We start from the raw sequence: 25,449 nt of genomic DNA on the forward strand, positions 1-25,449 counted from the left end.
ACCGTCGAGATCGATCCCTGCCTGTTGCCGGACTGCATGCCCGCGCCGCTGCACTGCGGCAGCGCCCAGAGCCTGAGCTTCGAGATCCGAGCGGCCTCCACCCCGTCCACTCCCAAGCCGGTGATCGACCTCGTCGCCCCCTGGAGCGTCGACGATCCCAGCGGAGGGAACGTGACGGTTTCCGTTCACGGTAGCGACCTCGGTGGCGGCAGCAGCGGCACCACCGTGAGCATTCCCCAGGTGGTGAGCAACGCCGGCCCCGCCGCCGGCTCTAGCGCTTCCCAGGTGGACGTAGCGGTGAGCCTATCCGGCGGCTCCGTTTGCGGACCCCGGCAGCTCTCCCTGACCACCGCCGGCGGCACCGCCACGGCGACCTTCAACGTCACCAAGCCCTTCGCCGGGAGCCCCAACCACTGGGTCACCGAGGCCGAAGGAGCGGAGCTCAACGGCATCAAGGCTCAGAGCCTGAGCGGTGCTTCCGGTGGGCAAGTGGTGGCCATCGCCGCCGCCGGGGCCCCGGGCAATCTGAAGCTGCGTTTCCAGGTGCCGGCGACTTCGTCGAGCTACCAGCTCTACGCCGTCTACGGCAGTCCCGAGCCCAACGCCTCGCGGGCCGACCTGACGATCCGTGAAGCCGGCAATACGGTGAGCTATTTCAAGATCGCCCTGCCCATGGTGCCCGCCGGCAAGACCGCCCTGCGGGTGCTCTACGACGCGACCCAAAGCTCCCCCCCGACCCTCCTGACTCTGGAAGCGGGGAAGACCTACGAGCTGGAAATCGCCTCCCGGGCGGGCCAGCGGTATCCCCTCTTCGACCTTCTAGTGCTCAGCGACGGCTCCTTGCCGCCGACCCTGAACGAGCTGTGTTTGTGATCTCCATTCTGGAAATACCCCGTCCTCCCGCACATCAACCCTTGGATCGACCGACGAAAGGATCCGTCATGAAACGTCCCGCTCCGTCCACTGCAGAGTCCTCGCGCCTCGACATCGGAGGCCGCGCTCGCCATCTGACCGCGCTGCTTTGCGCCCTCGTTCTGCTCCTGCTGGCCGCCGATGGGGCGGTGGCGGAGGAGTCCATGGAGATGGTCGAAGAACGCACCGTCTACACCAAGACCTTCGAGAATACCGATGGCTCCCTGACCATGATCCTGGGCAGCGAGCCGCTGCATTACCAGGCCACGGAAGGCGAGCCCATGGAGGAGATCGACGCCACCCTGGACGCCGGGGAGGAGAGCTGGATCAACACTCAGAACTCTTTTCCGGTGGAGCTACCCAGATTCCTGGGGAGCGGCGAGGCGGTACGACTGGGGGCCGACTTCGGGGCTCAGTGGGTTCCCGGGCCGCTGATGGCCCGCCTCCAATCCGGTGGCGAGGTGCTGCTGGCAGATCCTCAGCCGGCCGTGGGGGAGACCTCCGAGGACATCGCCAACGGCGTCCTCTACAGCGGCCTCTATCCGGGGATCGACGTGACCCTGGCGGTGCGCGGGGGAGAGCTGAGGGTCTTCCTGGAGCTCGTGGATTGGACCTTCGAGCTGGCGCCGGAGCAGCTCTTCGACGCCTACATCGACCTCGCCATGGACATCGCGCCGGAGCTCCTGGAATCCGCACAGGATCGCCTCCAGGAGGGCGTCACCGCCGAGCAGATTCCCCTGTCCTTGGGACGGTCGGGGGACGAGTACGTCATCGCCGTGGTGGCCAACCCCGGGATTTCCGCTCCGCAGCTCGAAGAGCATGCCGAGGCGCTGAGCGCCAACGAGGAAGGCCGTCCCGGCGAGGCCCCGGCCCATTGGCGCTCGAGCTTCTTCGACTGGCTCGAGGATGGTGTTCTGCGCGTCTACCTCCCGGGCTCCTTCTTCGATCCGGTGCTCAGCGGCTGGCAGGGGAGCTCGTCCAGCTCCGCGGCGCTCACCGCCAGTTTCAAATTCACCCGCCGGACCTGGGTGGAGAAGACCTTCTACTTCGCCGGTCTGGACAGCATCTCCCGCACCAATTGGGCCCTTTGGGACGCTCAGAGCATGAGCCGCACCGAGACCCCCAGCGGTCCCAAATACCAGCGGGTGTGGAAGGGTTTCGACACCGGTAAGGGAGACGGGGTGGTCCACCGTTCCATGAACCTCTTCTACGGCCTGCACGACGTGCGGCAGAAGACCCAGAACATCCCTGGGGCCCACCTCGGAGGATTGAGCGTGGTGCTGCCCCAGTCCTTCGGCCTGCCATCCGGTGGCGTGGTGGCTCTGGACTACGAGGGACTGGCCCTCTACGCCCCACCGTGGTCTTCGACCTTTCAAATCGGCAAGTATGCAGCGCCCTTCGAGTCGAAGGATTGGGCCGTGATGCTGGACCGGCCCTACAACGAGGCTGCTCTGGCGGTCAACGGCGGCAGCATCACCGTCGGCACCTGGCACACCGGCGCCGGTGCCGGCTGGAGCCTGCACCTCGGGAACCTGCAGGGGCCTCTGTCGAACCTGGATGCGGGGGCCACGACGCCCCGGGCGGTGGTGGACGCTCTGCGCCTGATCCAAAACCAACACCCCTTCTTCGCGGCCATCGGTGCCCTGCCCCAGGACAGCACTTCGTGCACTCTGTGCACCAGCAATCATCCCGACCCGGCGGTACAGGCCCTCAATGGGGACTATCGAGTGGGGGCTTCCTTTGGAGACGCTCCGGGCCTCGCCATCCACCTGCTGACCACCAGCACCGGTCCCGAGGCGACGGTGACCGCCAACTCAGTGGGAGGGCACAACGACCAGCTCTATCCGGGGGAGTCCCTGGAGTGGGAACTGGAGCTCACCGCCAAGAACGGCGGCGGCGATCTGGAGCTCCACCAGCGTTCCTGGCCTGCTTCCGACGGGGTGGTCTTCTCTTTCCGCGATGCCGCCAATCCGTCGACGGTGCTGCAGTCGCCGAAGCTCAGCAACGTAGGCGACAAGGTACGGGTGCGGGCCACCTGGCAGTGGGACCAGCCCAAGCTCTACGGCAAGACCCAGGATCTCTTGGTCGACGGCTATTTCACCCAGGGCCAGGGCATGCAGGTCGGTGAGGTGAAGATCCCCATCATCCTCAAGGCGCCGGAAGGCCAGCCGACGTTCTCCACCATCAACCAGCAGTTACCGGACGACATCAGCAGTCCCATGAGTCTCGCCGGCATCCAGCTGCCGGCCCAGACCCGCGCCGTCGCCTGGGGTCAGGCGCGGCTCAATCACCAGAGCGGCTCCACCTCCAGCCTGCAATACGGCGTGCATTGGGATGCCAGCACCGCCACCCCGGGCAACGACGGCACGGTGTACATCTACCCGGATCAATTCAAGCCGGGGATGTACACGGTGGATCTCATCCCCTGCGTGCTCCCCGACACTCTAGGGGCCCAGCTTCACTGCGGGAATGCCCAGAGCTTGAACTTCGAGATCTACGCTAATTCGTCGTCCGGCAGCCCCCAGCCGAGCATCGACTTCGTGGCTCCTTGGAGTGTCGACGATCCCAGCGGCGGCACGGTGACGGTGTCGGTCTTTGGCGCCGACCTCGGCGGCGGGAGCGGTACCAGCGTGACCATTCCCCAGGTGGTGGCCGGCGCCAGCCCCGCCGCCGGCTCGTCCGCCACCCAGGTGAACCTGCCGGTGACCCTGACCGGCGGTACCGTCTGCGGTCCGCGGCAGCTCTCCCTGACCACCTCCGGTGGCACCGCGACGGCGACCTTCAACGTCACCAAGCCCTTCGCCGGGAGCCCCAACCACTGGGTCACCGAAGCCGAGGGCGCCCAGCTCAACGGCCTGACCACCCAGAGCATGACCGGCGCCTCCGGTGGAGAAGTGGTGGCCATCGCCGCCTCCGGAGCACCGGGCAATCTGAAGCTGCGCTTCCAGGTGCCGGCGACGTCCTCGAGCTACCAGCTCTACACCGTCTACGGCACGCCGGAGCTCAATGCCTCCCGGGCCGACTTGACCATCCGGGAATCGGGCAACGTGGTGAGCTATTTCAAGATCGCCCTCCCCATGGTGGCCGCCGGCCAGCGCAGCCTGCGGGTGCTTCACGACGCCACCCAGTCGGCGCCGCCGACCTTGCTGACCCTGGAGGCGGGAAAGACCTACGAGCTGGAGATCGCCTCGCGGGCGGGCCAGCGCTACCCCCTCTTCGACCTCTTCGTGCTCAGCGACGGCTCGATGCCGCCGACGCTGGCGGAGCTCTGTCTCTGAGACCACCAACCGATTCATCCATGTCATTGATAGAAAGGAAAGTTCCCATGTCCCGTAACCGAGTGTTCCATCGCCTTCGAGTCATCCTCTGCCCGCTACTGCTGGCGATGTCTCTCCTCGTCTCGGTGGATCTGACCGCCGAGGAAGAGCGCCAGGAGCTGGTAGAGGAACGTCAGATCTTCTCCAAAACCTTCCTCCACGACGACGACTCCCGGACCCTGCACCTGGGCGTCGAGCCGCTTCATTTCCAGCCTCCCGGCGCCGATGGCCTGGAGGTCATCGATCCGACCCTGGTGAGGGAGGACGGCTGGGTCAACTTCACCAACTCTTTTCCCATCCGGCTGCCCGAGGTGCTGGGAGACGGCGAGCCCGTGGAGCTGGGGCCGGAGCTGGGCGTTCGTTGGCGTCCCGGGATGCTACGGGCTCGGCTGCACTCCGGTGCGGTGGTTGACCTGGGGAATGCCCAGCCATCATGGGGAGCGCCTTCGGAGGAGCATCCCAATGCGGTGCTCTACCCGGACCTCTATCCCGGCCTCGACCTCCTCGCCCAGGTGCGCCGCGGCGCTCTGAGTCTTGAAATGCAGCTCTCCCAGTGGAACTTTGCCGTGACGCCGGAGCAGGTGGAGACTTTCCTCCTGGAGGCGCACCTGGAGATCCCCGGGTCCCTCCTCCAGGCGGTGGAGGAGCGGGCGAGTCAGGGGGGCGAGGGTTTCGACGAGATTCCCCTCTACTTGGGCGAGGCTACGGAGGAGTTTTTGATCTCCGTGGTCAGCGACCCCGGCATCGCCGACCAGCAGCTGTTGGACCACTCTGCGGCCCTGGTTCTGGAAGATGGGCAGGAGCCCGCTCCCGCTCCGGCGGAATGGCGTTCGGATCTACAGAATTGGCTCGACAGCGGCACGGTGGAGCATGCCTTCCGCCTGGCCCCCGAGGCCTCCGGCGTTCCTTCAGTGGGAGCCGGCAGCGCTGCTCTCACCGCCGCCTTCGAGCTCACCGCTCGCCAAACCCTGGAGTCCAGCCGCTTCTTCGCCCCCAACCTGCGTCGGGGCAAGGCCGCGGGCCCCGGCACCACCGGAGTCCTGACCTTTTGGTGGCGGCACGCCTTTCCCGGCGGCACCGGCACCTGGGGCACCCGTCTCGTCGCCGGTCGGGGCGATGGTTATATCTTTCGGGTCTTGATGGGCTTCGAGGGCATGAGGCAGCTCAAGCAGGAGCTCGACGCTCTGCCGAGCTGGGAGATCGTCGAGGTCGCCGTGGGCTACGCCCAAACCTACGGCGTGCCGCCGGGATCGGTGGCGGCGGCACCGGAGAATGTCGTCGCCTACCAGCTGCTGCCCTACGTGGACCAGCAAGTGGAGAAGATCGACGCTCCGTGGATCGACCTGGTGAAGGTGCCTTATTCGGCGGTGGACCTGACGGTGCCCGGCGGCAGCATGACCCTCAGCACCTGGGATTCCCGCGCCGCCTCTGGTGCCCGAACGGCGTCGGTGGACGGCCAGGGTTACTTCTTCGGTCCCCTTGCCAACACCCGCGGTGGTGGGGGAGGAGTGCCGGTGGCGATCAGCGATTTGGAGACGGTGCTCCAACGCGGCATGCCCCGCTTTCCCATGGTCCTGGCCATGGCCCACGACCTGGATCCCTGCGTTCCCTGCACCGATCAGCACCCGGATCCGGCGGTGCAGGCCCTCAACGGGGACTATCGAGTGGGAGCCTATTTCTCCGACGTGCGCCTGGAAGTGCGCATCCGCGACTCCGTCGCCGGAAACGGCAACCTGGCGGTGACCTCCGTCGGCGGGCACGATGACCGCCTCTATCCCGGAGAGACCTTGGAGTGGGACATTGAGCTCACCAGCCTCGGCGGTGGCGCCGGAGCGGTAGAGCTGACGGAGCTGCCCTGGCCTGTGGAGAACGGGGTGGACTTCTCCTTCCACGATCCGAGCACCGGCGCCGGCCTGGCCGATCCGATCTTGGCGGCGGTGGGAGAGAGCGTGCGGGTTCGAGCCCATTGGCGCCGTGCCGACCCCTCCCTCTACGGCACCACCCGGGACCTGGAGATCCGCGGAGCCTTCCCGACGCTGCGGCGGTCTCTGGCCGGCAGCGTGAAGATTCCCATCGAGCTGCGGGCGCCGGAAGGGGCTCCGGCGGTCACCCAGATGCAGGCTTCCTTCTCAGATGCCAGCAGTAATTGGGAGTGGCTGGCCACCGTCGACCTGCCCGCTTCGGGAGCCCGCGCCACCTACGGCACCCAGCCTCGGCTGCGCCTGGTGAGCGGCCCCCAGGGTCAGCTGATCGAAAACCAGCACTACCTCTTCACTCCGCCCCTGGCGGCCCCCGGCAGCGACACCGCTCTGGCTCTCTTCCCGGGAGCCCTGCAACCCGGCGCCTACACCGTGGAGGTGATCCCTTGCCTCAAGCCCGACGGCTATCCGGCGGACTTGAGCTGCCCGGCACCGCAGCAGGTGCAGTTCACCGTCACGGCGGACAGCGGACAGCTGCAGCCCCAGGTGGATCTGGTGGATCCTTGGAGCCTGGACGACACCACCAACGGTTCCACCACTCTTTCCCTCTATGGCCTCAACCTGGGAAGCGCCGCCAGCGGCACCACGGTCACCGTGCCCCAGCTGCTGAGCAACGCTCTGGTGGATACCGGCCCCAGCGGTACCCGGGTCAACGTCACCCGGACCGTCAACGCTTCCGGGCTCTGCGGACCGCTGCAGGGCACCGTGACCACCACCACGGGGAGCGACGACTTCCTGCTCAACATCACCCGAGCCTTCCAAGGTGATCCCCATCATCTGGTGATGGAAGCGGAGGCAGGGGAGCTCCAAGGCCTGTCGGCCCAGAGCTTCTCCGGCGCTTCCAACGCCCAGGTGGTGGGCATCTCCAACCCCGGTGCCCCAGGGGAGTTGAAGGTGCGCTTCCGGGTGCCGTCGACCTCGTCGAGCTACCAGCTCTACGCCGTCTATGGCACGCCGGAGCTCAACGCCTCCCGGGCCGACGTGACGGTGAGGGAAGGCGGAACGACGGTGGTGAATTACAAGATCGCCCTGTCCATGGTGCCCTCCGGCCAGCTGACCCTCGGCAGCCTCTACGACGCTACCCAGTCGGCGCCGCCGACCCTGCTCAATCTGGAGGCGGGGAAGACCTACGAGTTGGTGATCGCCTCCCGGCCGGGGCAGCGTTTCCCGCTGCTAGACCTGCTGATCCTCAGCGATGGCTCTCAGCCGCCCACTCTGGCGGAGCTCTGCCTGTAGAGCGGAGAGTCTGCAACAGCTGGTCGCGGGCCACCAGCAGGTGGGGATGGCGGGGGTTGTGCTCCACGGCGGGGCGAAGCTCCTCCAGAGCTTGGAGCAGGGCTTCCGGTTCCGCGACCAGCTGCCCCCAACGGGCCATTCTCACCGCGGCGTCGGCGTCCACCGGGCGGACCGCCAAGGCACGGCGCACGTCGGCCTTGGCGGTCCGCAGTTTCTGAGTGTCCGGCGCACCGCTTTCCCGGGCCCACCGGGCTTGCTCCAGGGCGATGCCGGCTCGGACGGTAAGCCCCCGGACGTGCTTCGGCGAAACCTCCAGCGCCGCTTCCGCCCGCCGCTGCGCCCGTGCCAGCAGCTCCTCTGGGGAGCCCAATGGGGAGGACACCTTCCCTGCCTCCCGGTAGTGCCGAGCGAGGGTCAGCAGGACGTCTGCCAGCTCCGCCAGCGACGCGGTCTGTCGCGGATTGCGCTCCAATGCCTCCAGGTAGTGGCGGCGGGCTTGCAGTAGGACCGGTTCGGGATCTTCTCCTCGGAGCTCCAAATACCTCGCTCGTTCCACTTCCACCCGCCCCAGATTGACGTGGGGCTGGAAGGCGGTGGGGTACAAGCGCACGGTTTCCTCGAGTGCAGGCACCGCCGCGGCCAGGGCCTCCGAAGGGTCTTCGCCCCGTTGGACCAGGTAGCGGGCGCGGTAGATGGCGCTCAAACCCAGGTTGTTGAAGGAGGGGCCGTGCTCCGGGTTGATCTGCTGGCAGCGCCGCAGACTCTCCTCCGCCTGCTCCAAATCCGGCCGGGGATCGTCGCCGCGATCCAGCGCCGCCTCCCCTCGGTCGATGAGGGTGACCCCGAGATTGTTCCAGGCGACGGCATTCTCGGGATTGATCTCCACTGCTCGGCGATAGGCGTCCGCGGAGCGCTGCAGGCTGGCGCGGGGATCTTCCCCCCGAGTGCTCTGATAGCGAGCCAGGGTGGCGTGGGCTCGGCCCAGGTTGTTGAAGGCGTAGCCGTAGTCGGGGCTCAGCTCGATGGCTTGATGAAAAGCCGCCACCGCGTCCTCCAGACCCTGCCGCGGATCGATGCCCTGGGACAGGCGATAGCCGGCTCGGCGAAGTTGGATGATTCCCAGCTCGTTCAGCAGCTGGACCGGATCCGGCGCACGGGCCGCTCCCTGGCGGGCGGCCTCCAGGGCCTGCAGGAAGTCGTCCTCCGGATCCTCGCCCTGCTCCGCCCGCATCCGTGCCCGCTCGCTGAGAATGGCGGCTTTCGAATGCCAGGCGGTGGGATTCTCAGGCTCGATCTCCAACACCCGATGAGCCGCTTGCAGGGCTTCGCGCCACATCGGACCGGTTTCCTCGCCGGTGGTTGCGGCGGTGCGAGCTCGGGCCTGCCAGAGGGTGGATATCTCGAGCAGGATGCCGGGGTGCTCCGGGTCGACCTCCAAACCCAGGCGGCAGGTTGCCAATCCCTGGTGAAATCTCTCCTCCAAGGCCTCTCCTCGGCCATAAAGCTCCATCTCCAGCCGATGCACCCGCGCCGAGCAGTGCTGCAAGTAAGCGGTGACATCGCTGGCGGCGATGGTGGTGGCGCGCTCATAGGCCTCGGCTGCGGAAGCATAGGCCTGTTCGGCGGACTCCCGGTTGCCTACGTCGCGGTAGCCGTTGGCGGCGTGGGCGAAGACGTCGCCACGCAGGATCTCCGCTTCGTAGAGCCACGGTGCCGCCTCGAGAGCCTGGGCGGCGGCGGCCAGGCTCGCCTCCGAGTCCTCTTCGTAAAAGGCGATCAGGCCTTCCAGATATTGGGGCACCGCCGACGCAGCTCCGCGGCTCGCCGCCAACAACTGCAGAGCCGGCTCTCGGAGGGTCTCTTGGGCTCGTTGGCGGGCCTGCTCCCGGGCCGTCCGGTCGCCGATTCCCCGGAGCGCCGTCAGCTCCTGCTGATATCGGCGGCCGTAGACCAACCCCAGGGCGTAGGCGGCCTCCGGGGCTCGGTAGCCCGCCTCCCAGGCCGCGGTCAGATAGTCCTGCGCCTGGTCCAGATCTCCCAACACCAAGTAGCCCCGGCCCACGGCGTAGCTCGCCGGTGCCCGGGCCGCACTTCCGAGGTCCGAAGCTTGCTCTTCTAAGACGTCCATCCTCCGAGCGACCTCTCGGCGCTGCTCGCGGATGTCGTGGCGGGGGCTCATGCGGGCGGCGCGCATCAACCATTCCACGTCTTTGACCTCGGCGGTAAACCGTTGAGCCAGCTCCGCCCGCCGGGCGGCCTGCCAGCGGGTGTGGAGAGCGACCCCGGCGAGGCTCACCACCAGCAGCGTCGCCACCGCTACCACCGCCGCCAGCAACCGGTGCTTGCGCACGATCTTGAAGGTCCGGTACGCCCAGGACGGAGGGTGGGCGAGGATGGGCTCGCCGTCGAGAAAACGGCGCAGATCCTCCGCCAGCGCCCGGGCCGAGGGATAGCGGCGCCGCGGTTCTTTCTCCAGACAGTGGAGGATGATGGTGGCTAGATCCGCCGGCAGCTGGGGCCGGAGGCGGCGGGGGTGTAAAGGTTCCCGGTGGAGGGTGGAGAGGACCAGGTCCATGGGGCTGCCGGAGAACACCGGCTCGCCGGTGACCAGCTGGTAGAGGGTGGCTCCGAGGGAGTAGACGTCGCTGCGCCGGTCCACCGCTCCCACCACCCCCTGGGCCTGCTCCGGGGCCATATACGGTGGCGTGCCCAGCACCGCACCGTCGGCGGTGAGGGCGGTGCCGTCCTGCTGGTGGACGAGGCCGAAGTCCACCACATAGGGCTTCCAGCGCTCGGCGTCGGCGGTCTCTTCCACCAGGATGTTGGCGGGCTTCAGATCGCGGTGGATCAGGCCGGTGCGGTGGGCGGCGTGGATGGCCTCCGCCACCTGCGCCACCACCCGCACCTGCTCCTCCAAAGTCATCCGCGGCGCCACCTGATCGAGGGTCTCCCCCTCGATGTACTGCATGGCGATGTACAGCTGGTCCGGGTCTTCACCGACCTCGTAGACCCGGCAGATGTTGGGATGGTCGAGGCTCGCCTGGGCGCGGGCCTCCCTCAGCAGCCGCCGGGCGGAGTCTGCGCTGTAGCTGTGGAGGATCTTGAGCGCTACCGCGCGCTCCAAGGTCGGATCCCAGGCCTTGTAGACCTCGCCCATACCGCCCTGGCCCAGGAGAATGCCGGTGTCGTAGCGCATGACCCTCGGTAAGTGGCCGGCGGAAATCCGCCGAAGATTGTGAAAAAAATGCCTACCCGGATGGTAGCACCGGATCCCCTCGGGAGGCAGGGGCGGCAGCCCCGGTCAGGGCCCGAGCCCCGGAAGCTGCGGACACAAAAGAACCCGCGGCTCCCGGAGGAACAACGCGGGTCAAGCGAAGTGATCTTCTTGGGGTGTTACGGACTACTTGGCGCGGGCCTTGATCAGCACATCCACCCGGCGGTTGAGCTGGCGGCCGGACTCGGTGTCGTTGCTGGCCACCGGAGCACTCTCGCCATAGCCCACGGCGGTCATGCGATCCGGATCGATGCCGCGGCCGATGAGAGCATTGCGCACCGCTTCGGCACGACGTTCGGAAAGATCCTGATTGTGCTCCTCGCTACCGGTGGCGTCGGTATGGCCCTGAATCACCACGGCGGTCTTACGGAACTCGTGGAGCACGTCCGCCAAGCCGGCGGTGGTGGAGCGGCCGGAGCCGCCGAGGACCGCCGAATCGAGGTCGAAGAGGATCTCGTCGTCGAAGTGCACCAGGAGGGTGTCCTCGCTCACGCGCTCGACCTGGGTGCCGGGGATGCGCGCCAACTTCTCTTCCTGGCGATCCATGTAGAAGCCCACGCCGCCGCCGATGGCGGCACCGATGGCAGCGCCGGCGAGGATCTCGTCGGCTTCCCGCTTGCCGTCGAGCACCGCCGCGGCGGCACCGGCGGCGGCGCCGATGCCCGCTCCCTTGGCGGTCTTGTCACGCTGGGTGGTGTAGGGCTGACGCTCCTGCTGGATCACCGAGCAGCCGGCGGTGAGCAGGGTGATGAGCAGCAACGCCAGGGTTGCCTGAAACTGCCGTCCGCAGTTCTTACAATCCCATCTGTCGATTCGTAGCATGGTCTTGCTCCTTCCTTGGGGCGAGAGGCGCTCATTCGGCCTGTTTCGGCGATTGCCCGGCCTCGAGCGCTGCCCTGGGAGTAGAGAAGGTGCAAGGGGTGTTCCAGGGGCTCTTATTCGATGACCGTCCCCTTGGCCACCACCACCACGCCGTCATCGGAGATGGTGAAGCGCTGGCGATCCTCTTCCAGGTCGACGCCGATGCGGGCGCCGGCGGGAATCCGGACGTTCTTGTCGATCACCGCCCGCCGCACCACCGCTCCGCGGCCGACGTCGACGCTGTCCAGAAGTACGCTGTCCTCCACTTCAGCAAAGGAGTTGATCCGCACCCGGGGGGAGAGCACCGAGCGGCGCACCGTGCCGCCGGAGATCACCACGCCACCGGCCACCAGCGAGTTGAGCGCCCGCCCCGTGCGCTCCGCTCCTTCGTGGACGAATTTCGCCGGCGGGTCCGGGTATTGCCAGGAGAGGATCGGCCACCGGCGGTTGTAGAGGTCGAAGGTGGGGTTGGCCGCCACCAAGTCCATGGACGCCTGGTAGTAGGCGTCGAGAGTTCCCACATCCCGCCAATAGCCCCGCTCGCGCTCCGGCTGGCCGGGCACCCGGTTCGACCCGAAGTCATAAACATAGGCTCGTCCTTCCGCCACCAGCTTGGGGATGATGTCGCGGCCGATGTCGTTCTTCGAATCTTCGTCCTCGTGGTCCTCGGTGACCACCCGCCGCAGAACATCCGCGTTGAAGATGTAATTGCCCATGGAGGCGAAGGCCATTTCCGGCTGTCCGGGCATGGGTGGAGGGTCGTCGGGCTTTTCCACGAAGTCGTGGATCGAGCCGTCGTCGCTGGCCCCGATGACACCAAAGGCCCGGGCTTCCTCCAGCGGCACCGGAATCCCCGCCACGGTGACGCCGGCGCCGGTGGCGGCGTGCTGCTCGAGCATGGGCATGATGTCCATGCGGTAGATGTGGTCGGCGCCGAAGACCGCCACGTACTCCGGCCGCTCGTCCCCCAAGATGTTGAGGTTCTGGTATATGGCGTCGGCGGAGCCGGCGAACCAGCGGGGACCGGTGCGCATCTGCGCCGGCACTGTCACCACGTAATTGCCCAGCAGGGGAGAGAGGCGCCAGGTCTGAGCCAGGTGGCGGTCCAGGCTGTGGCTCAGGTATTGGGTGAGCACCACGATCTTGCGCAGTCCGGAGTTCACCAGGCTCGACAGCACGATGTCGATGAGCCGGTATTTGGCACCGAAGGGCACCGCCGGCTTGGCCCGCTCCTGGGTCAGGGGAAGCAGCCGGCGTCCTTCGCCGCCGGCGAGGACCATGGCCAAGACGTCAAAGCGTTGCGACATGTCTCTCCTCGGATCTTTGGAATCCGGGTGGTTTCCGGGGGGTGACGCCCGCGGAAAGGTACCGCGGACAGGCCTGTAATTCTCCGTCCTCCCGTCGAGTCGAGGGTAGTGCATCCGGGCAAAGTGGGGAAGCCCGGGGCCTCCGATGGAACGAATTCTTAACGCAAGTGTGCGATGGGGCGGTCTTTTGGCCTCTTGAAAGGGGTAAAGGCCGGCAGAGTGGCTGCGGGCCTACCTGGACATCAAGACATCAAAAGGAGTATGATTTGATGCATGAGAACCACCTTGACCCTGGATCAGGACGTGGCGGTGACCCTGGAACGTTTGCGCAAAGAGAGGGAAATGACCATGAAGAAGCTTGTCAACGAAGCTCTGCGGGAGGGCCTGCGGGTGCTGGAACATCCGCCGGAGGACTCCGCGCCCTTCAAGACCGATACCGTATCCCTAGGCCCGTGCCTCATCGGCGATCTGGCCGACGTGGCGGAGGCGCTGGCTCTGGCGGAGGGCGACGATTTCCGATGATTCTCGTCGACGCCAATCTGCTGGTCTACGCCCACGTGGAGGGCTTGCCGCAGCACGAGGCGGCCCGCCAGTGGCTGGATGAGCAGTTGAGCGGCAGCAGCCAGGTCGGCTTGCCGTGGCCGTCGCTCCTGGCCTTCGCCCGGTTGGTCTCCAATCCACGGGTCTTCGAGCGGCCGCTAACCGTGGCGGACGCCTGGAAGCAGGTCGAGCGCTGGTTGGACGCCAGCAGCGCCTGGATCCCCCTACCCAGCGCCCGCCATGCGGAGATTCTGGGGGAGATCCTCGCCACCGGCGTGGTCCACCGGGCTACTCTCCTGCCGGACGCTCACCTGGCGGCGCTGGCCTTGGAGCACGGCCTGGTGTTGTGCAGCGCCGACAGCGATTTCGCGCGTTTTCCCTCATTGCGTTGGGTCAATCCGCTCCAGCGGGAGGGTTGAGGGGCTTTCGGTACGGTGGTGTGCTGGCCTGAAATTTGGTTGAACAAGTTGAGGGCCGATCTTCCCTATTTGCGAGCACCTCAAACTGGATCATTCCCACCTACCCGGGAAGGACGGGAGTGGTGGCAGAGAGGTTGAGTGGAGTAGGAAGTCACGGGAGTGTCAGCACCTCCGCCCGGGGATCCAATCCCCGGGCTACCCACATACCGCCGGCTCCGCCGGCTCCGGAAGGCAAGACTGGTGGCTCGGGGTTCTGGGAGCCGGATTCATCCGGCGGTGTCCTAGGTAGCCCCGGGATTGATCCCGGGGCGGGGCCTAGCCGGAATCCGTTCAGGCCTCGGCGCTGCTAGCCGTCGGCTTGACGATCTGCTGCTCACTGAGGCTGGTCTCGCCGAGGGCAGTGCGGCGGTCCCGCTCGAGGTCGAAGTTGGACTCGGCAGTCTGGCGCAGCACGGCGATGAGGTCGTCGAGATGCCCCCGCAGCTCGTCCCGCTCCGCCAGCTGCCGCAGCCGCCGGGTCCCTTCCAGCAGCTGGGCGACCACCTGGGGATCGTCGCTGCCGTAGCGGCGGATGGGGTCGAAGGCGCGGGCCAGGAGCGGTTCGAAGGAGAGCAGCCGGCGCAGCAGGCGGGGAGCGTTGTTCTCGTCGTGGAGGGTCGTCACCGGTTCCGGTCGGGCGATGACCTGGGCAAAGACCGCCACCAGCCGGTCGATGCTGGCGCAGGCGGTGTAGGGATCGTTGATCCCCGGCGACAACGCCCGCACCGCCATCTCCGCCAGCCGATCCACCGCCAGCGCCAGATCCTCACTCTGCTCCCGCAGCCGCACCACCACCCAATAGGCCTGAGCCCGGTGGCAGATCTCCTCGCTGGCCCGCTCGGCGGGGGACACGCTGGCCAGTGGCTGGCCTTTGAGCACAAAGGTCCCCACCGGCACCTCCATGCGCAACCGCAGATCAAATTTCTGCGCCAGCCCCACCAACCCCATCTCGTCGATCCGGCTGACGTAGCCGTTGCGCCGCGCCACGACTGGGCTGGCGGGTTCTTCGAAGTCCGGCCAGTCCCCCACGGTTCCCTGGGGCCGTTCCTCCGGATATTGATCCTTGAGCACCCGCTCCAGCTCCTGCCGGGATTCGAGCACCACAGCCCCGGCCTGGAGGGAGGCGGAAATATGGTCGAAGAAGAAGATCAGCACCCCCAGACTGATCACCGCCGAGATCACCGCCAGCAGCACCGACAGATGGGGTAGGGGATCGCCGCTGCCGGTGGCGGGCAGATGCAGCAAGACGATGAGGCAGTAGAGGAAGACGCTGACGAAGGTGCCCAGGGTGACCTGGTTGCCGGTGTCCTGCAAGAACGGCGAGAGCAGCCGCGGCCCAAACTGCGACGAGGCCACGGTGAGCGCCACGATGACGATGGAGAAGGCGACCCCCGCCACGGTGATCATCGACCCCGCAATGGTCGCCAACACCGCCCGCGCCGCATCCGGCCCCGGCGCCACCAACCAGAACGGTGGCGTCTCAAACGGCGGAATCAGATGCCGATCCACCAACAACGCCCCAAACGCCGCCACCACCGACAACACCGCCATCAGGCTGGGGAGAAACCAGTAGCTGGAGTGGAACGCCCGCCAGATTTGCAGGAGTTGGAGCCTCATGGCTCTCCTCTCCTGCCTTGGTGCGATTCCTGCGGGGTCCGTGCTGTCCGGTGCCTGGTCACGGGGTGAATCATGTCAGACGGTGGGGGAGGGGTCTATTTGGGCGTAGGTTGCTGTTGGTTGGCGGTGACAAGAAGACCAGTACTCCGGGGCTTTCAAGGGAAGGGCTGTCCAAGCTTCATTGGCTCAAGCCAGCAAATGATACGCCTCGCGTAGATGTTTTGCGGCGCCCAAGGTCCTAAAAACCTCCACGGCCTCCTGAAGGATCCCGTGCAGATCAGCTTTCTTTCCGGTCTGCTTATATAGGTGACCGAGTCTTAAGGCGACTAAACCTGCGTCCGTTTGGGTCCGAGCTCCCAGAAAGGCCCTATATGACGACAAGAAGAGTCCTTCAGCGCTGTCGAAACGTCCCTGCCTCAACATCAACTCACCCTTAGTCCACGCTAATCTGATTTGATCCAGTCGTCCTCCATGCCGACGAGTTACTTCCTCAAGAATAGGCAGTTCTTCTTCAGCCGGGTAAACGAAACCGAGGTCGATTTTACACAACATCCGATTGTGGAGAGCGCTCATCAGAAGGCGGGGGTCGCTGCTCGGCCCAAGTAGAAGCAACGCCTGGTCTATGAAGTCTAGTGAGCGATGTGCATTGTCGCTCTCTCGGCAAACGAATGCGCTTTGCAGGTAGATTTTTGCCAGAGTCTGCTCTTCCCGTAGCTCCACGAGAATGTCAGCTGCCCCTTCTAGGAGGCGGCTTGCTCGCTCGAACTCGAGGTTTGACGCGAGAAAAGAGGCCTCCAGCGAAGAAAGCTGCGCTTCTAAAGAGGGTAATCCTGTTCCGGTGTCTTGCGACTTGCGAGCATAGTCAAGATACTTTTGTGCTTCGCGAGGTTGTTGGAGAACGCGAAAAGCATTTCCAGTGACAGCAAGACCGAGTGCTCGAAGGTCTTTGACTACTCGCCCTCCGTACACTTGAGAATCTAAATGCGAGCAAATCTCTAGGGAAAGTGTACCGTCATAGGCCGCTCGTAGAGGGTCCTGTGGCGCCTTCGAGAGACAATGGCGCTGAATCGCTTCTGCCAGGGCAGCTGTTTGATACTTCGGATTGTTCTTGACCAAGAGGCGGCAATGAGCAGGGGAAAGCGTAGCAAGCTTTTCCATCTGCATGGGCGCCTCTTCCTGCTCGGAATGCAGAGTTGAACGACTCAGATCGAGTACTCGCTGGAAGCAACGATCTAACCTTCTGTCTCTCTCGTGTGACGTCCTGCTTGCGGGTTGCTCCTTTAGATTATTGAGCGTTCTATTGCAGGCCTTGCAGCCATCCAAGAGGTGGTAAAATCCTGCAAGAAGATCCGGATTCTTGATAGCCTCTAGCGCCGATAGATAGAGAGATAGAGACTCAAGGGAAAAATGTTCCTCATTGTCCCGAATTCCTCCTAACTTCATTTGTGCTGCTGTGCGGCTACACGACAGGCAAGAAGAGACCAGGTGCCGAAGGCTCCTTGAAGTCCCCAGCGTCCGATAGGCGGTCCTGAAGAGTTCAAGAATCTGTTGCTGCAGCAAATGAGATTGAGCAGGGTTCACCTTCTTACCCACCCACCGGCAAGAAGTCGTAGCTGCTGGCCAACCAAGAATCGACTAGCGACATGGCTCCTGGAGTCCTCCTCATATTTTTTCCACGCTTTGGATATTTACTCTAGAGCTGATCCAAGCTCAATCTGAACAGAGCGAAGCTTCGCCACAAACCCAAACGGTAGCTGGCCAGCCATCCAGAGGCAAGAGCGGAAAGCGTTAGTGCTCCCGGGGTTAGCGCAGAGCCGGCGGTGAGGGCGGAGCTGGAAAGGAGGCCACCGCTCGGTCTAGGACAGGGCTCCAACGGCCAAGACGCTTTGCTGCCGGACCACAAAGGCCCGACCGGTCACCCTCGAAGCCACCGCCCCCCCACACATCCCACCCCGCCGGGGAGTAGATGTCACAGCGAGGTTACGGTAGCGTGACGGCAGCGTGGCATAGAAGGTGAGAAGACCGGCGGAGCATGAGGAAGTGGATGCTCGATCAGGTGGATTTGGGCGCGAAGCTCAGCAAGAAAGAATACAAGCGACGGCTGCCGGGGCTCCAGGAGCGGCTGCTGGATCTGCAGCATGCGTGCTGGCAGGAGAAGCTGGGGGCGTTGGTGGTCTTTGAGGGTTGGGATACGGCGGGGCGGGGGGATGTCATCGGGAAAGTGACGGAGCGGTTGGAGCCGCGGGGGTTTGAGCTCCACATGGTGCGGGAGCCGCGGACCTTCGAGGCCCAGCTGCCGTGGATGTGGCGGTTTTGGAGCCGGCTGCCGGCCTATGGGCAGATGGCCCTCTTCGACTACAGCTGGTACCGGCGCTTCTTCGTGCAGCGGCTGGAGCCGCCGGAGGGGGAACCGCTGTGGCCGCAGCATCGGGAGGACATTCTGGCCTTCGAGGCGATGCTGGCGGCGGATCGCTATGTGCTGATCAAGATCTTCCTCCACATCTCCGAGAAAGAGAAAAAGAAGCGCCTCGACAAGCGGTGGGACAACCCCCTGGATCGTTGGCGGCTGTCGAGGAGGGCGCGCCAGAGCCTGCAGCGATACGACGACTACCACGAGCTGATTCAAGAGACTCTGGAACGCACCCACATCGAGCACGCCCCCTGGACGGTGGTGGCGGCGACGGAGAAGCGGTGGCGGCGGGTGCGGGTGTTGGAGACCTTGGTGGAAGGGCTGGAGCGAGGGTTGCGGGACGCTGGGAAAGCGTTGCCGGAGGAGGAAGCCGCCGTCGAGGCACGGGTTGGGGCATCCCCCGGGAGCGGTGAGGAGGTGCGGCCATGAGCGCTCCCTCCCTGACGACCGCCGATCTCTCCCTGACGCTGGACCGCGTTGACTACAAGCGAAGCCTGGCCCGGCAGCAAATCCGCCTCCAGGAGCTCGCAATGGAGCTCTACCAGCAGGGCCGCTCGGCGGTGCTGGTCTTCGAGGGCTGGGACGCCGCCGGCAAGGGTGGAGCCATCCGGCGCCTCACCGCCAAGCTCGATCCGCGGGGATATCGGGTCTTTCCCATCGCCAAGCCGGAGGGAGAGGACGCGGTGCGGCACTACCTGTGGCGCTTTTGGCGCCGGCTGGAGCCGCCGCGGGACAAACAGCTGCTGATCTTCGACCGCAGCTGGTACGGGCGGGTGCTGGTGGAGCGGGTAGAGGGCTTCGCGGAGGAAGCGGAGTGGCGGCGGGCTTACGACGAGATCAACCACTTCGAGGAGCAGCTGGCGGCCCAGGGGATGTTGGTGCGGAAGTTCTGGTTCCACATCGGCAAGGACGAGCAGCTCGACCGCTTCGAGGCGCGGGAGCAGACGCCCCACAAGCGCTGGAAACTCACCGACGAGGATTGGCGCAATCGGGAGAAGTGGGAGCTCTACGAGGCGGCGGTGGAGGAGATGTTGGAGCGCACCCACCACGCGGCGCGGCGCTGGGAGGTGGTAGCGGGGAACGATAAGCGCCATGCCCGGGTACGGACGCTGCGCTCGGTGGTGGAGTTGCTGGAGGAAGGGCTCGGGAGCTCCAAGGCAGGCGGCAAGGGATGAGGCGTCCGGCCTGGTTGCCGGTGGGCTGCGGGAAGCTCCCGACGTCGGGACCCGTGGTGCTGGGAGTGGCAGCTGTGGCGGTGGTGGCGGTCGGGGCGATGGCGGACTCCGGGGCGGAGCCGGCGGTGGTGGCGGCGGGCACCGGCGACCTGCGCTTGGGGGCGCTGATCATGGGCCTCTTCGGCGGCCTCGCCTTCTTCCTCTACGGCATGGAGCAGATGTCCTCGGCCCTCAAGGCGGTGGCCGGGGACCGCATGAAGACCATCCTCGGCCGGCTGACCCACAACCGCTTCCTGGCCGCCGGTACCGGCGCCTTCGTCACCGCGGTGGTGCAATCGTCCTCGGTGACCACGGTGCTGGTGGTGGGCTTCATCTCCGCCGGGCTGATGACCCTGTCCCAGAGCATCGGGGTGATCCTGGGAGCCAATATCGGCACCACCATCACCGCTCAGATCATCGCCTTCAAGGTCACCCGGCTGGCGCTGGCGATGATCGCCGTGGGCTTCGCCCTGACCTTCTTCGGCAAGCGGGAGAAGACCCGCCACCATGGCGCCGGCATCATGGGGCTGGGGCTGGTCTTCTTCGGCATGTCGGTGATGGGCGAGGCGATGGCGCCGCTGCGCACCTACGGGCCGTTTTTGGAGTGGATGGCGCGGATGGAGAACCCGGCGCTGGGCATCTTCGTCGGTACGCTCTTCACCGCCCTGGTGCAATCGTCCTCCGCCACCACCGGCATCGTCATCGTGTTGGCGGGGCAGGGGTTGCTGAGCCTGCCGGCGGGCATCGCCCTGGTCTTCGGGGCCAATGTGGGTACCTGCATCACCGCCCTGCTGGCGTCCATCGGCCGGCCCCGGGAGGCTCTGCGGGCGGCGACGGTGCACGTGATCTTCAACCTCGTGGGGGTGGTGCTGTGGTTGCCGTTCATCGGGCAGCTGGCGGAGTGGGTGAAGCGCCTTTCGCCACGGGCCCCGGAGCTCGACGGGCTGGCCCGCCTGGCCGCCGAGACCCCGCGCCAGATCGCCAACGCCCACACCCTCTTCAACACCGTCAACACCTTGCTCTTCCTGGTCTTCACGGCGCAGCTGGCGTGGCTGGTGCAACGGCTGGTGCCGGATCGGCCGACGATGATCGAAGCATCGGTGCGGGCCAAATATCTCGACTCGACGTTGCTCGGCACCCCCGCCTTGGCCCTCGACCGCGTGCGGCTGGAGATCCTGCACCTGGGGGAGTACGTGGCGGCGATGCTCGACGCCGCCCGCAGCGCTCTTTTCGAAGGCACCCGGAGCGAGCTCGAAGAGCTGGCCAAAATGGACGATGCGGTGGACCGGCTCCACGGCCAGGTGATCACCTACCTGGGCAAGATCAGTCGCCAGGAGCTCGGTGAGTCCCAAACCCGAGAGCTGATGGAGCTGATGGAGGCGGCCAACAGCCTGGAGAATATCGGCGACATCGTGGAGACGAACCTGGTGTTTCTGGGCTTGGAGCGTCTCGATCAGCAGCTCACCGTCAGCGCCGCCACCCGGCGGATGCTGGAGGAGTTCTACGACGCCGTCCGGCGGGCCCTCGACATCTCGGTGCAGGCCGTCACCCAGCAGAATCGGCGGGCCGCCCGGCCGGTGGTGGAGATGAAGGCGGAGATCAACCAGCTCGCCGCCGCCGCCGCCGAGCATCAGGCTCGCCGGTTGGTGGCGGAGGAGCCCAACCGGCTGCCGGCCTACACCCTGGAGACGGATATTCTGCAGAATCTGAAGCGCATCTACTACTTCACCAAGCGCATGGCCCGCAATGTGGTGTCGGAAGGCGGCGACGAGCTGGATGAGACCGGGGGAGAAATCGAGAGCCGCGCCGAGAGAATCGCTTCCGAGGGTTGAATCCAAGCCAAACTTTCGGTGTAAACTGTCACCGCGCTGTAACATCTTTCGCCGCTCAGTCCGTCGTCTCGCAACACCTTCGGACCCCTCGCGGCGCAGCTTCCACCCGAGTATTCCCGTTTTTCAGGAGCCCCCCATGAAGAAGCTCGCCATCGCCATTCTGATCGTCTGCTGCACCGCCTGCGGCCGCCCCACCGGGGAGGACGGCCAGCGGGGCCAGCGGACGTTGATCCAGAACAAAGGATCCGACACCCTGGTCAACGTCGCCCAAGCCTGGGCCGAAGCGTATAAGGAAGTGCAGCCCAACGTCGCGGTGGCGGTGACCGGCGGCGGCTCCGGCACCGGCATCTCGGCGTTGATCAACGGTACCGTCGACCTGGCCAACTCCAGCCGCTCCATGAAGCAGGAGGAGATCGAGCTGGCGGAGGGCAACGGCGTCGAGCCTCTGGAGCACGTGGTGGGCTTCGACGCCCTGGCGGTCTATCTGCACCACGACAATCCGGCGACCCACCTCAGCCTCGAAGAGCTGGCGGGTATCTACGGCGAGGGCGGGGAGATCGAGCGCTGGAGCCAGCTGGGGCTGGAAGTGCCCGGGTGCCCCAGCGATGAGATCGTGGTGGTCAGCCGGCAGAACAATTCCGGCACCTACGTCTACTTCCGCGAGGCGGTGCTGGGCAAGCAGCGGGATTACAAGCTCGGCTCCCGGGATATGCACGGCTCCAAGGACGTGGTGGACCTGGTGGTTCACACCCCCTGCGCCATCGGCTACAGCGGCCTCGCCTACGCCACCGACGAGACCAAGCTGGCCTGCATCGGAGAGGACGAGGAGAGCTGCGTGATGCCCACCGTGGACAGTGCCAAGGACGGCAGCTATCCCATCGCCCGGCCGCTCTTCATGTACACCGCCGGCGAACCCCAGGGGGCCGTTGCCGAATACCTCGACTGGATTCTCAGCGACACCGGGCAGTGCATCATCCAGGACAAAGGGTACGCGCCGGCTCGGGAGGTTACCTGCGGCTGATCGCTTCCTCCCGGAAGCCGTCCCCAGGAGAACGCCCATGAGCCACTACGCCGAACGGTTGGAGAAGGACCTGGAGCATCTGCGGCAGCAGGTGCAGGAGGTCGGGAAAGCGGTGCTCGAAGCCCAGCGCAACGCCGTGCAAGCGGTGCTGCGGGAAGACCGGGAGCTGGCCTACGAGACCATCATCGGGGACCATCCCATCAACCGCCAGGTCCACGCCATCGACCAGGCCTGCCACGCCTTCGTGGCCCGCCATCTGCCCAGCGCCGGACACCTGCGCTTTGTCTCCTCGGTGCTGCGGCTGAACGTCGCCCTAGAGCGCATCGGCGACTATGCCGCCACTATGTGCCGGCAGGCGGTACAGCTTTCGGCGCCGCCGCCGGAGCGGGTGGCTCAAGATCTGGATTTGATGGGGGAGCAGAGCCGCAATCTCTTGGAGCAGGCCCTCGAGGCCTGGAACGAGGGCAATGCGGAGCTCGCCCGCGGCACCATCGGCATGGCCCGCCAGGCCGCCAGCGCTTCGGAGAAGGTCTTCGCCGATCTGTTGCGGGAGGGCGACAAGGACCGGCGGCCGGTGCACGACCTCTTCGGTCTGCTGATCATCTTCAATCGGCTGGATCGAGTGGTGGGGCAAGCGAAGAATATCTGTGAGGAGACCCTCTTCGCCGTCGCCGGCGAGACCAAGGCGGCGAAGGTCTATCGCTTCCTCTTCGTCGATGAGGCGGACGACGCTCTGACCCACATCGCCGCCGCTTACGGGCGCAAGGCCTTTCCCGAATCCGGGATCTACGCCACCGCCGGCTGGCGGCCGGCAAAGCAGGTGCGCCCCGAGCTTCAGGACTTCCTGCAGAAGCGGGGCCTCGACGACGAGGGCTTCGAGCCGCGGGAGCTTGCTTCCCTGGGGGACGAGCTCTCCGACTATCACGTGCTGATCAGCCTCGGCGGCGATCCTCGAGCCCACCTGCCGGAGTTGCCCTTTCACACCGTGATCCTGGAATGGCCCATGGACAAGCTGCCGGCGGGCGCCGGAGAGGCGGAGATCGAGGGGGCGCTGCACACCCTCGGTCACCGGCTGGGAGACTTGATGGAAACGCTGCACGGTCCGGGAGCCGGCTGACGTGGCGGAGCCCCTCGCCGCCCCGCCGGTACCGCGCTCGCGGCGCCGGACCGACCTGGACCGCCGGACGCTGGACTGGTACATCGACCGTCTGGTGCAGGTGGCGGTCTTCGTCGGCGGCATCTCGGCGATTCTGTTCATCATCGGCATCTTCGTCTTCATCGGGCGGGAAGGCTATGGCTTCATCGCCGAGACCTTCGACCTGGCGGAGTTCTTCGGCTCTCCGCGCTGGCGGCCGACTTCGAGCAGCAACCCGACCTACGGTGCCCTGGCGCTCATCGCCGGCACCGCCAGCGTCACGGGGTTGGCCATGGTGGTGGCGGTGCCGTTCTCCCTCGGCGCCGCCATCTACATCGCCGAGTTCGCCACCGGGCGTACCCGGGAGGTGCTGAAGATCTTGGTGGAGCTGCTGGCGGCGATCCCATCGGTGGTTTGGGGCTTCATCGGTCTGTCGATCATGAATCCCCTGATCATCCAGCTGTTCAATGTTCCGGTGGGCCTCAACGTCCTCAACTCGGGACTGATCCTGGGGCTGATGGCGGCTCCCATCATGACCACCATCGCCGAGGATGCCCTCAAGGCGGTGCCGGACGGCTACCGCGAGGCGGCGGAGGCCATGGGCGCGACGCGCTGGCAGGTGATCTTCCGGGTGGTCATCCCCGCCGGCCGCAACGGCCTGGTGGCGGCGGTGCTCCTGGGAGTGGGACGGGGCTTCGGCGAGACCATGGCGGTGCTCATGGCCAGCGGCCACTCGATCAACCTGCCCACCAGCGTCTTTGATTCGGTGCGCGCCCTCACCGCCACCATCGCCGCCGAGCTGGGGGAGACGGCGGTGGGCTCGGAGCACTATCGAGCCCTCTTCACCCTGGGCATCTTCCTCTTCGTCATCACTTTCCTGATCAATCTCACCGCGGACCTGGTGGTGCGCGGTCCCCGGCGCAAGTAGGCGCGAGCCCACCGGAGACCCATCGTGTTCCAGGCCACAGAGCTCAACCGCCGCAATCAGAAGACCCAGCGGATGTTCCGCGCCCTCTTCCTGGTCATGACCCTGTTGCTGATCCTGCCGGTGGCGGTGATCCTGGGAGTCTTGCTGTGGAAGGGCGGCCCGATGATCAGCATAGACTTCCTGTTCACCCAGCCGACCCAAGGGATGACCGCCGGCGGCATCCTGCCGGCGCTGGTGGGCACCGTGTGGCTGGTGGCGGTGGCGCTGCTGGCGTCGGTGCCGGTGGGGGTGGCGGCGGCGATCTATCTCTCCGAGTACGCGCCGGACAATTGGCTCACCCGCCTGATCAACCTCGCCATCATCAACCTCGCCGGCGTGCCGTCCATCGTCCACGCTCTCTTCGGGGTCGGTGCCTTCGTGATCTTTTTCGATTTCGGCACCAGCATCCTGGCGGCGAGCCTGACCCTCGCCATCATGACCCTGCCGGTGGTCATCGTCTCCACCCGGGAGTCTTTGCAGGCGGTGCCTCAGGCTTTCCGCGAGGCGTGCTGGAATATGGGCGCCACCCGCTGGCAAACCATCCGCCGGGTAGTGCTGCCGAACTCCATCAGCGGCATCCTCACCGGCGTGATCCTGGAGGTTTCCCGCACCGCCGGCGAGACCGCTCCCATCATGTTCACCGGCGCCGCTTTCTTCCTGCCGTTTCTGCCCCAAAGCGTCTATGACCAGACCATGGCCATGTCGCTGCATCTCTTCGTGATCTCGACTCAGGTGCCGGGAGTGCCGGAAGGATTGCCCTTCGGCGTCGCCTTGGTGCTCATCGCCTTGGTTTTGGTGATGAACTCCTTGTCCATCGGCTTGCGCATGGTGTTGCGGGGGAAGAAGAAGTGGTAGAGACGGCGCCAGAGGCGACCCGGGCTTCCCAGCCGGACGAGGCTCAGAGGCCGACCAAGGTCGAAGTGCGGGATCTGGCCATCGCCTACGGCGGCAAGACCGTCCTCGAAGGCGTCAGCCTGGAGGTGCGGGAGCACGAGATCTTCGGCATCATCGGGCCGGCCAACAGCGGCAAGACGTCGTTCCTCCGTGCCCTCAACCGCATGGACACTTTCACTCCCGCCATGGAGGTTCGTGGCCAGGTGCTCTTCGACGGCCGGGACGTGCGCAAGATCCGCAATGTCTATGCCCTGCGCCAGCGCATCGGGGTGGTCTTTCCTCTGCCCGTGGGATTACCTCTCTCCATCTACGACAATGTCGCCCTGGCGCCGCGGCTGGCGGGGATCAAGAAGCGCGCCGACCTCGACGTCATCGTCGAGCGCTGCCTGCACCGGGCGGCGCTGTGGGACGAGGTGAAGGATCGCCTCGACTCCTTGGGCAGCCTCCTCTCCGGCGGCCAGCAGCAGCGGCTCAC

Annotated in this window: 18 protein-coding genes; 13 read left to right on the forward strand and 5 right to left on the reverse strand. The window is 65.9% G+C overall.

The window, feature by feature from the left end:
* The 3 genes from SX243_14555 to SX243_14565 all read left to right on the forward strand — a co-directional run.
* On the forward strand, positions 1-873 hold an 873-nt coding region (locus SX243_14555; GenBank protein ID MDY7094188.1), incomplete at its 5' end, for a hypothetical protein.
* Between the two features lie 68 nt (positions 874-941).
* Entirely contained in the window at positions 942-4,190 is a 3,249-nt protein-coding gene (locus SX243_14560) for a hypothetical protein (GenBank protein ID MDY7094189.1), read from the forward strand.
* Between the two features lie 47 nt (positions 4,191-4,237).
* On the forward strand, positions 4,238-7,444 hold the full coding sequence (locus SX243_14565; GenBank protein ID MDY7094190.1) for a hypothetical protein: 3,207 nt from the start codon (positions 4,238-4,240) through the stop codon (positions 7,442-7,444).
* Here SX243_14565 and SX243_14570 read toward each other — a convergent pair.
* The 3 genes from SX243_14570 to glgC all read right to left on the reverse strand — a co-directional run bounded on the left by SX243_14570 (position 7,398) and on the right by glgC (position 12,886).
* Positions 7,398-10,640, reverse strand: a complete 3,243-nt coding sequence (locus SX243_14570) for a protein kinase (protein ID MDY7094191.1) — start codon at positions 10,638-10,640, stop codon at positions 7,398-7,400. The genes SX243_14565 and SX243_14570 overlap by 47 nt on opposite strands.
* A gap of 204 nt (positions 10,641-10,844) precedes the next feature.
* Positions 10,845-11,540, reverse strand: a complete 696-nt coding sequence (locus SX243_14575) for an OmpA family protein (GenBank protein ID MDY7094192.1) — start codon at positions 11,538-11,540, stop codon at positions 10,845-10,847.
* 113 nt (positions 11,541-11,653) lie between these two features.
* Positions 11,654-12,886, reverse strand: a complete 1,233-nt coding sequence (glgC, locus tag SX243_14580) for a glucose-1-phosphate adenylyltransferase (GenBank protein ID MDY7094193.1) — start codon at positions 12,884-12,886, stop codon at positions 11,654-11,656.
* A 273-nt stretch (positions 12,887-13,159) separates the two neighbouring features.
* On the opposite strand from glgC, the gene SX243_14585 reads away from it, so the two are divergent.
* Entirely contained in the window at positions 13,160-13,408 is a 249-nt protein-coding gene (locus SX243_14585; protein ID MDY7094194.1) for a CopG family transcriptional regulator, read from the forward strand.
* Positions 13,405-13,845 (forward strand): TA system VapC family ribonuclease toxin, encoded by a 441-nt coding sequence (locus SX243_14590; GenBank protein MDY7094195.1) that lies wholly within the window; start codon positions 13,405-13,407, stop codon positions 13,843-13,845. Before SX243_14585 ends, SX243_14590 begins: the two co-directional genes overlap by 4 nt.
* A gap of 330 nt (positions 13,846-14,175) precedes the next feature.
* On the opposite strand, the gene SX243_14595 is transcribed toward SX243_14590, so the two are convergent.
* Together SX243_14595 and SX243_14600 are read right to left on the reverse strand one after the other, a co-directional pair.
* Positions 14,176-15,501 (reverse strand): DUF2254 domain-containing protein, encoded by a 1,326-nt coding sequence (locus tag SX243_14595; GenBank protein ID MDY7094196.1) that lies wholly within the window; start codon positions 15,499-15,501, stop codon positions 14,176-14,178.
* A gap of 186 nt (positions 15,502-15,687) precedes the next feature.
* Positions 15,688-16,665, reverse strand: coding sequence for a hypothetical protein (locus SX243_14600; GenBank protein ID MDY7094197.1), 978 nt, complete (start codon positions 16,663-16,665; stop codon positions 15,688-15,690).
* Positions 16,666-17,533: 868 nt separating this feature from the next.
* On the opposite strand from SX243_14600, the gene SX243_14605 reads away from it, so the two are divergent.
* The 8 genes from SX243_14605 to SX243_14640 all read left to right on the forward strand — a co-directional run.
* Entirely contained in the window at positions 17,534-18,340 is an 807-nt protein-coding gene (locus SX243_14605; GenBank protein ID MDY7094198.1) for a polyphosphate kinase, read from the forward strand.
* A complete protein-coding gene (locus SX243_14610) occupies positions 18,337-19,086 on the forward strand; it encodes a hypothetical protein (GenBank protein ID MDY7094199.1) in 750 nt (249 codons plus the stop codon). Before SX243_14605 ends, SX243_14610 begins: the two co-directional genes overlap by 4 nt.
* Complete coding sequence (locus tag SX243_14615; protein ID MDY7094200.1) at positions 19,083-20,957, forward strand: Na/Pi cotransporter family protein; 1,875 nt, start codon at positions 19,083-19,085, stop codon at positions 20,955-20,957. The genes SX243_14610 and SX243_14615 overlap by 4 nt, the downstream gene beginning before the upstream one ends.
* 136 nt (positions 20,958-21,093) lie before the next feature.
* The gene (locus SX243_14620; protein ID MDY7094201.1) at positions 21,094-21,978 is read left to right on the forward strand and encodes a PstS family phosphate ABC transporter substrate-binding protein; all 885 of its coding nucleotides are present in this window, start codon (positions 21,094-21,096) and stop codon (positions 21,976-21,978) included.
* Between the two features lie 37 nt (positions 21,979-22,015).
* Positions 22,016-23,095 (forward strand): PhoU domain-containing protein, encoded by a 1,080-nt coding sequence (locus SX243_14625; GenBank protein ID MDY7094202.1) that lies wholly within the window; start codon positions 22,016-22,018, stop codon positions 23,093-23,095.
* Between the two features lies 1 nt (position 23,096).
* Positions 23,097-24,041, forward strand: a complete 945-nt coding sequence (gene pstC / locus SX243_14630; protein ID MDY7094203.1) for a phosphate ABC transporter permease subunit PstC — start codon at positions 23,097-23,099, stop codon at positions 24,039-24,041.
* 24 nt (positions 24,042-24,065) lie between these two features.
* Entirely contained in the window at positions 24,066-24,935 is an 870-nt protein-coding gene (gene pstA, locus SX243_14635) for a phosphate ABC transporter permease PstA (GenBank protein ID MDY7094204.1), read from the forward strand.
* A partial coding sequence (locus tag SX243_14640; GenBank protein MDY7094205.1) for an ATP-binding cassette domain-containing protein occupies positions 24,929-25,449 on the forward strand: 521 nt, incomplete at its 3' end. The genes pstA and SX243_14640, both read left to right, overlap by 7 nt.

The sequence above is a fragment of the Acidobacteriota bacterium genome, from assembly GCA_034211275.1.
In the GTDB taxonomy this organism is placed as follows: Bacteria; Acidobacteriota; Thermoanaerobaculia; order Multivoradales; family JAHZIX01; genus JAGQSE01.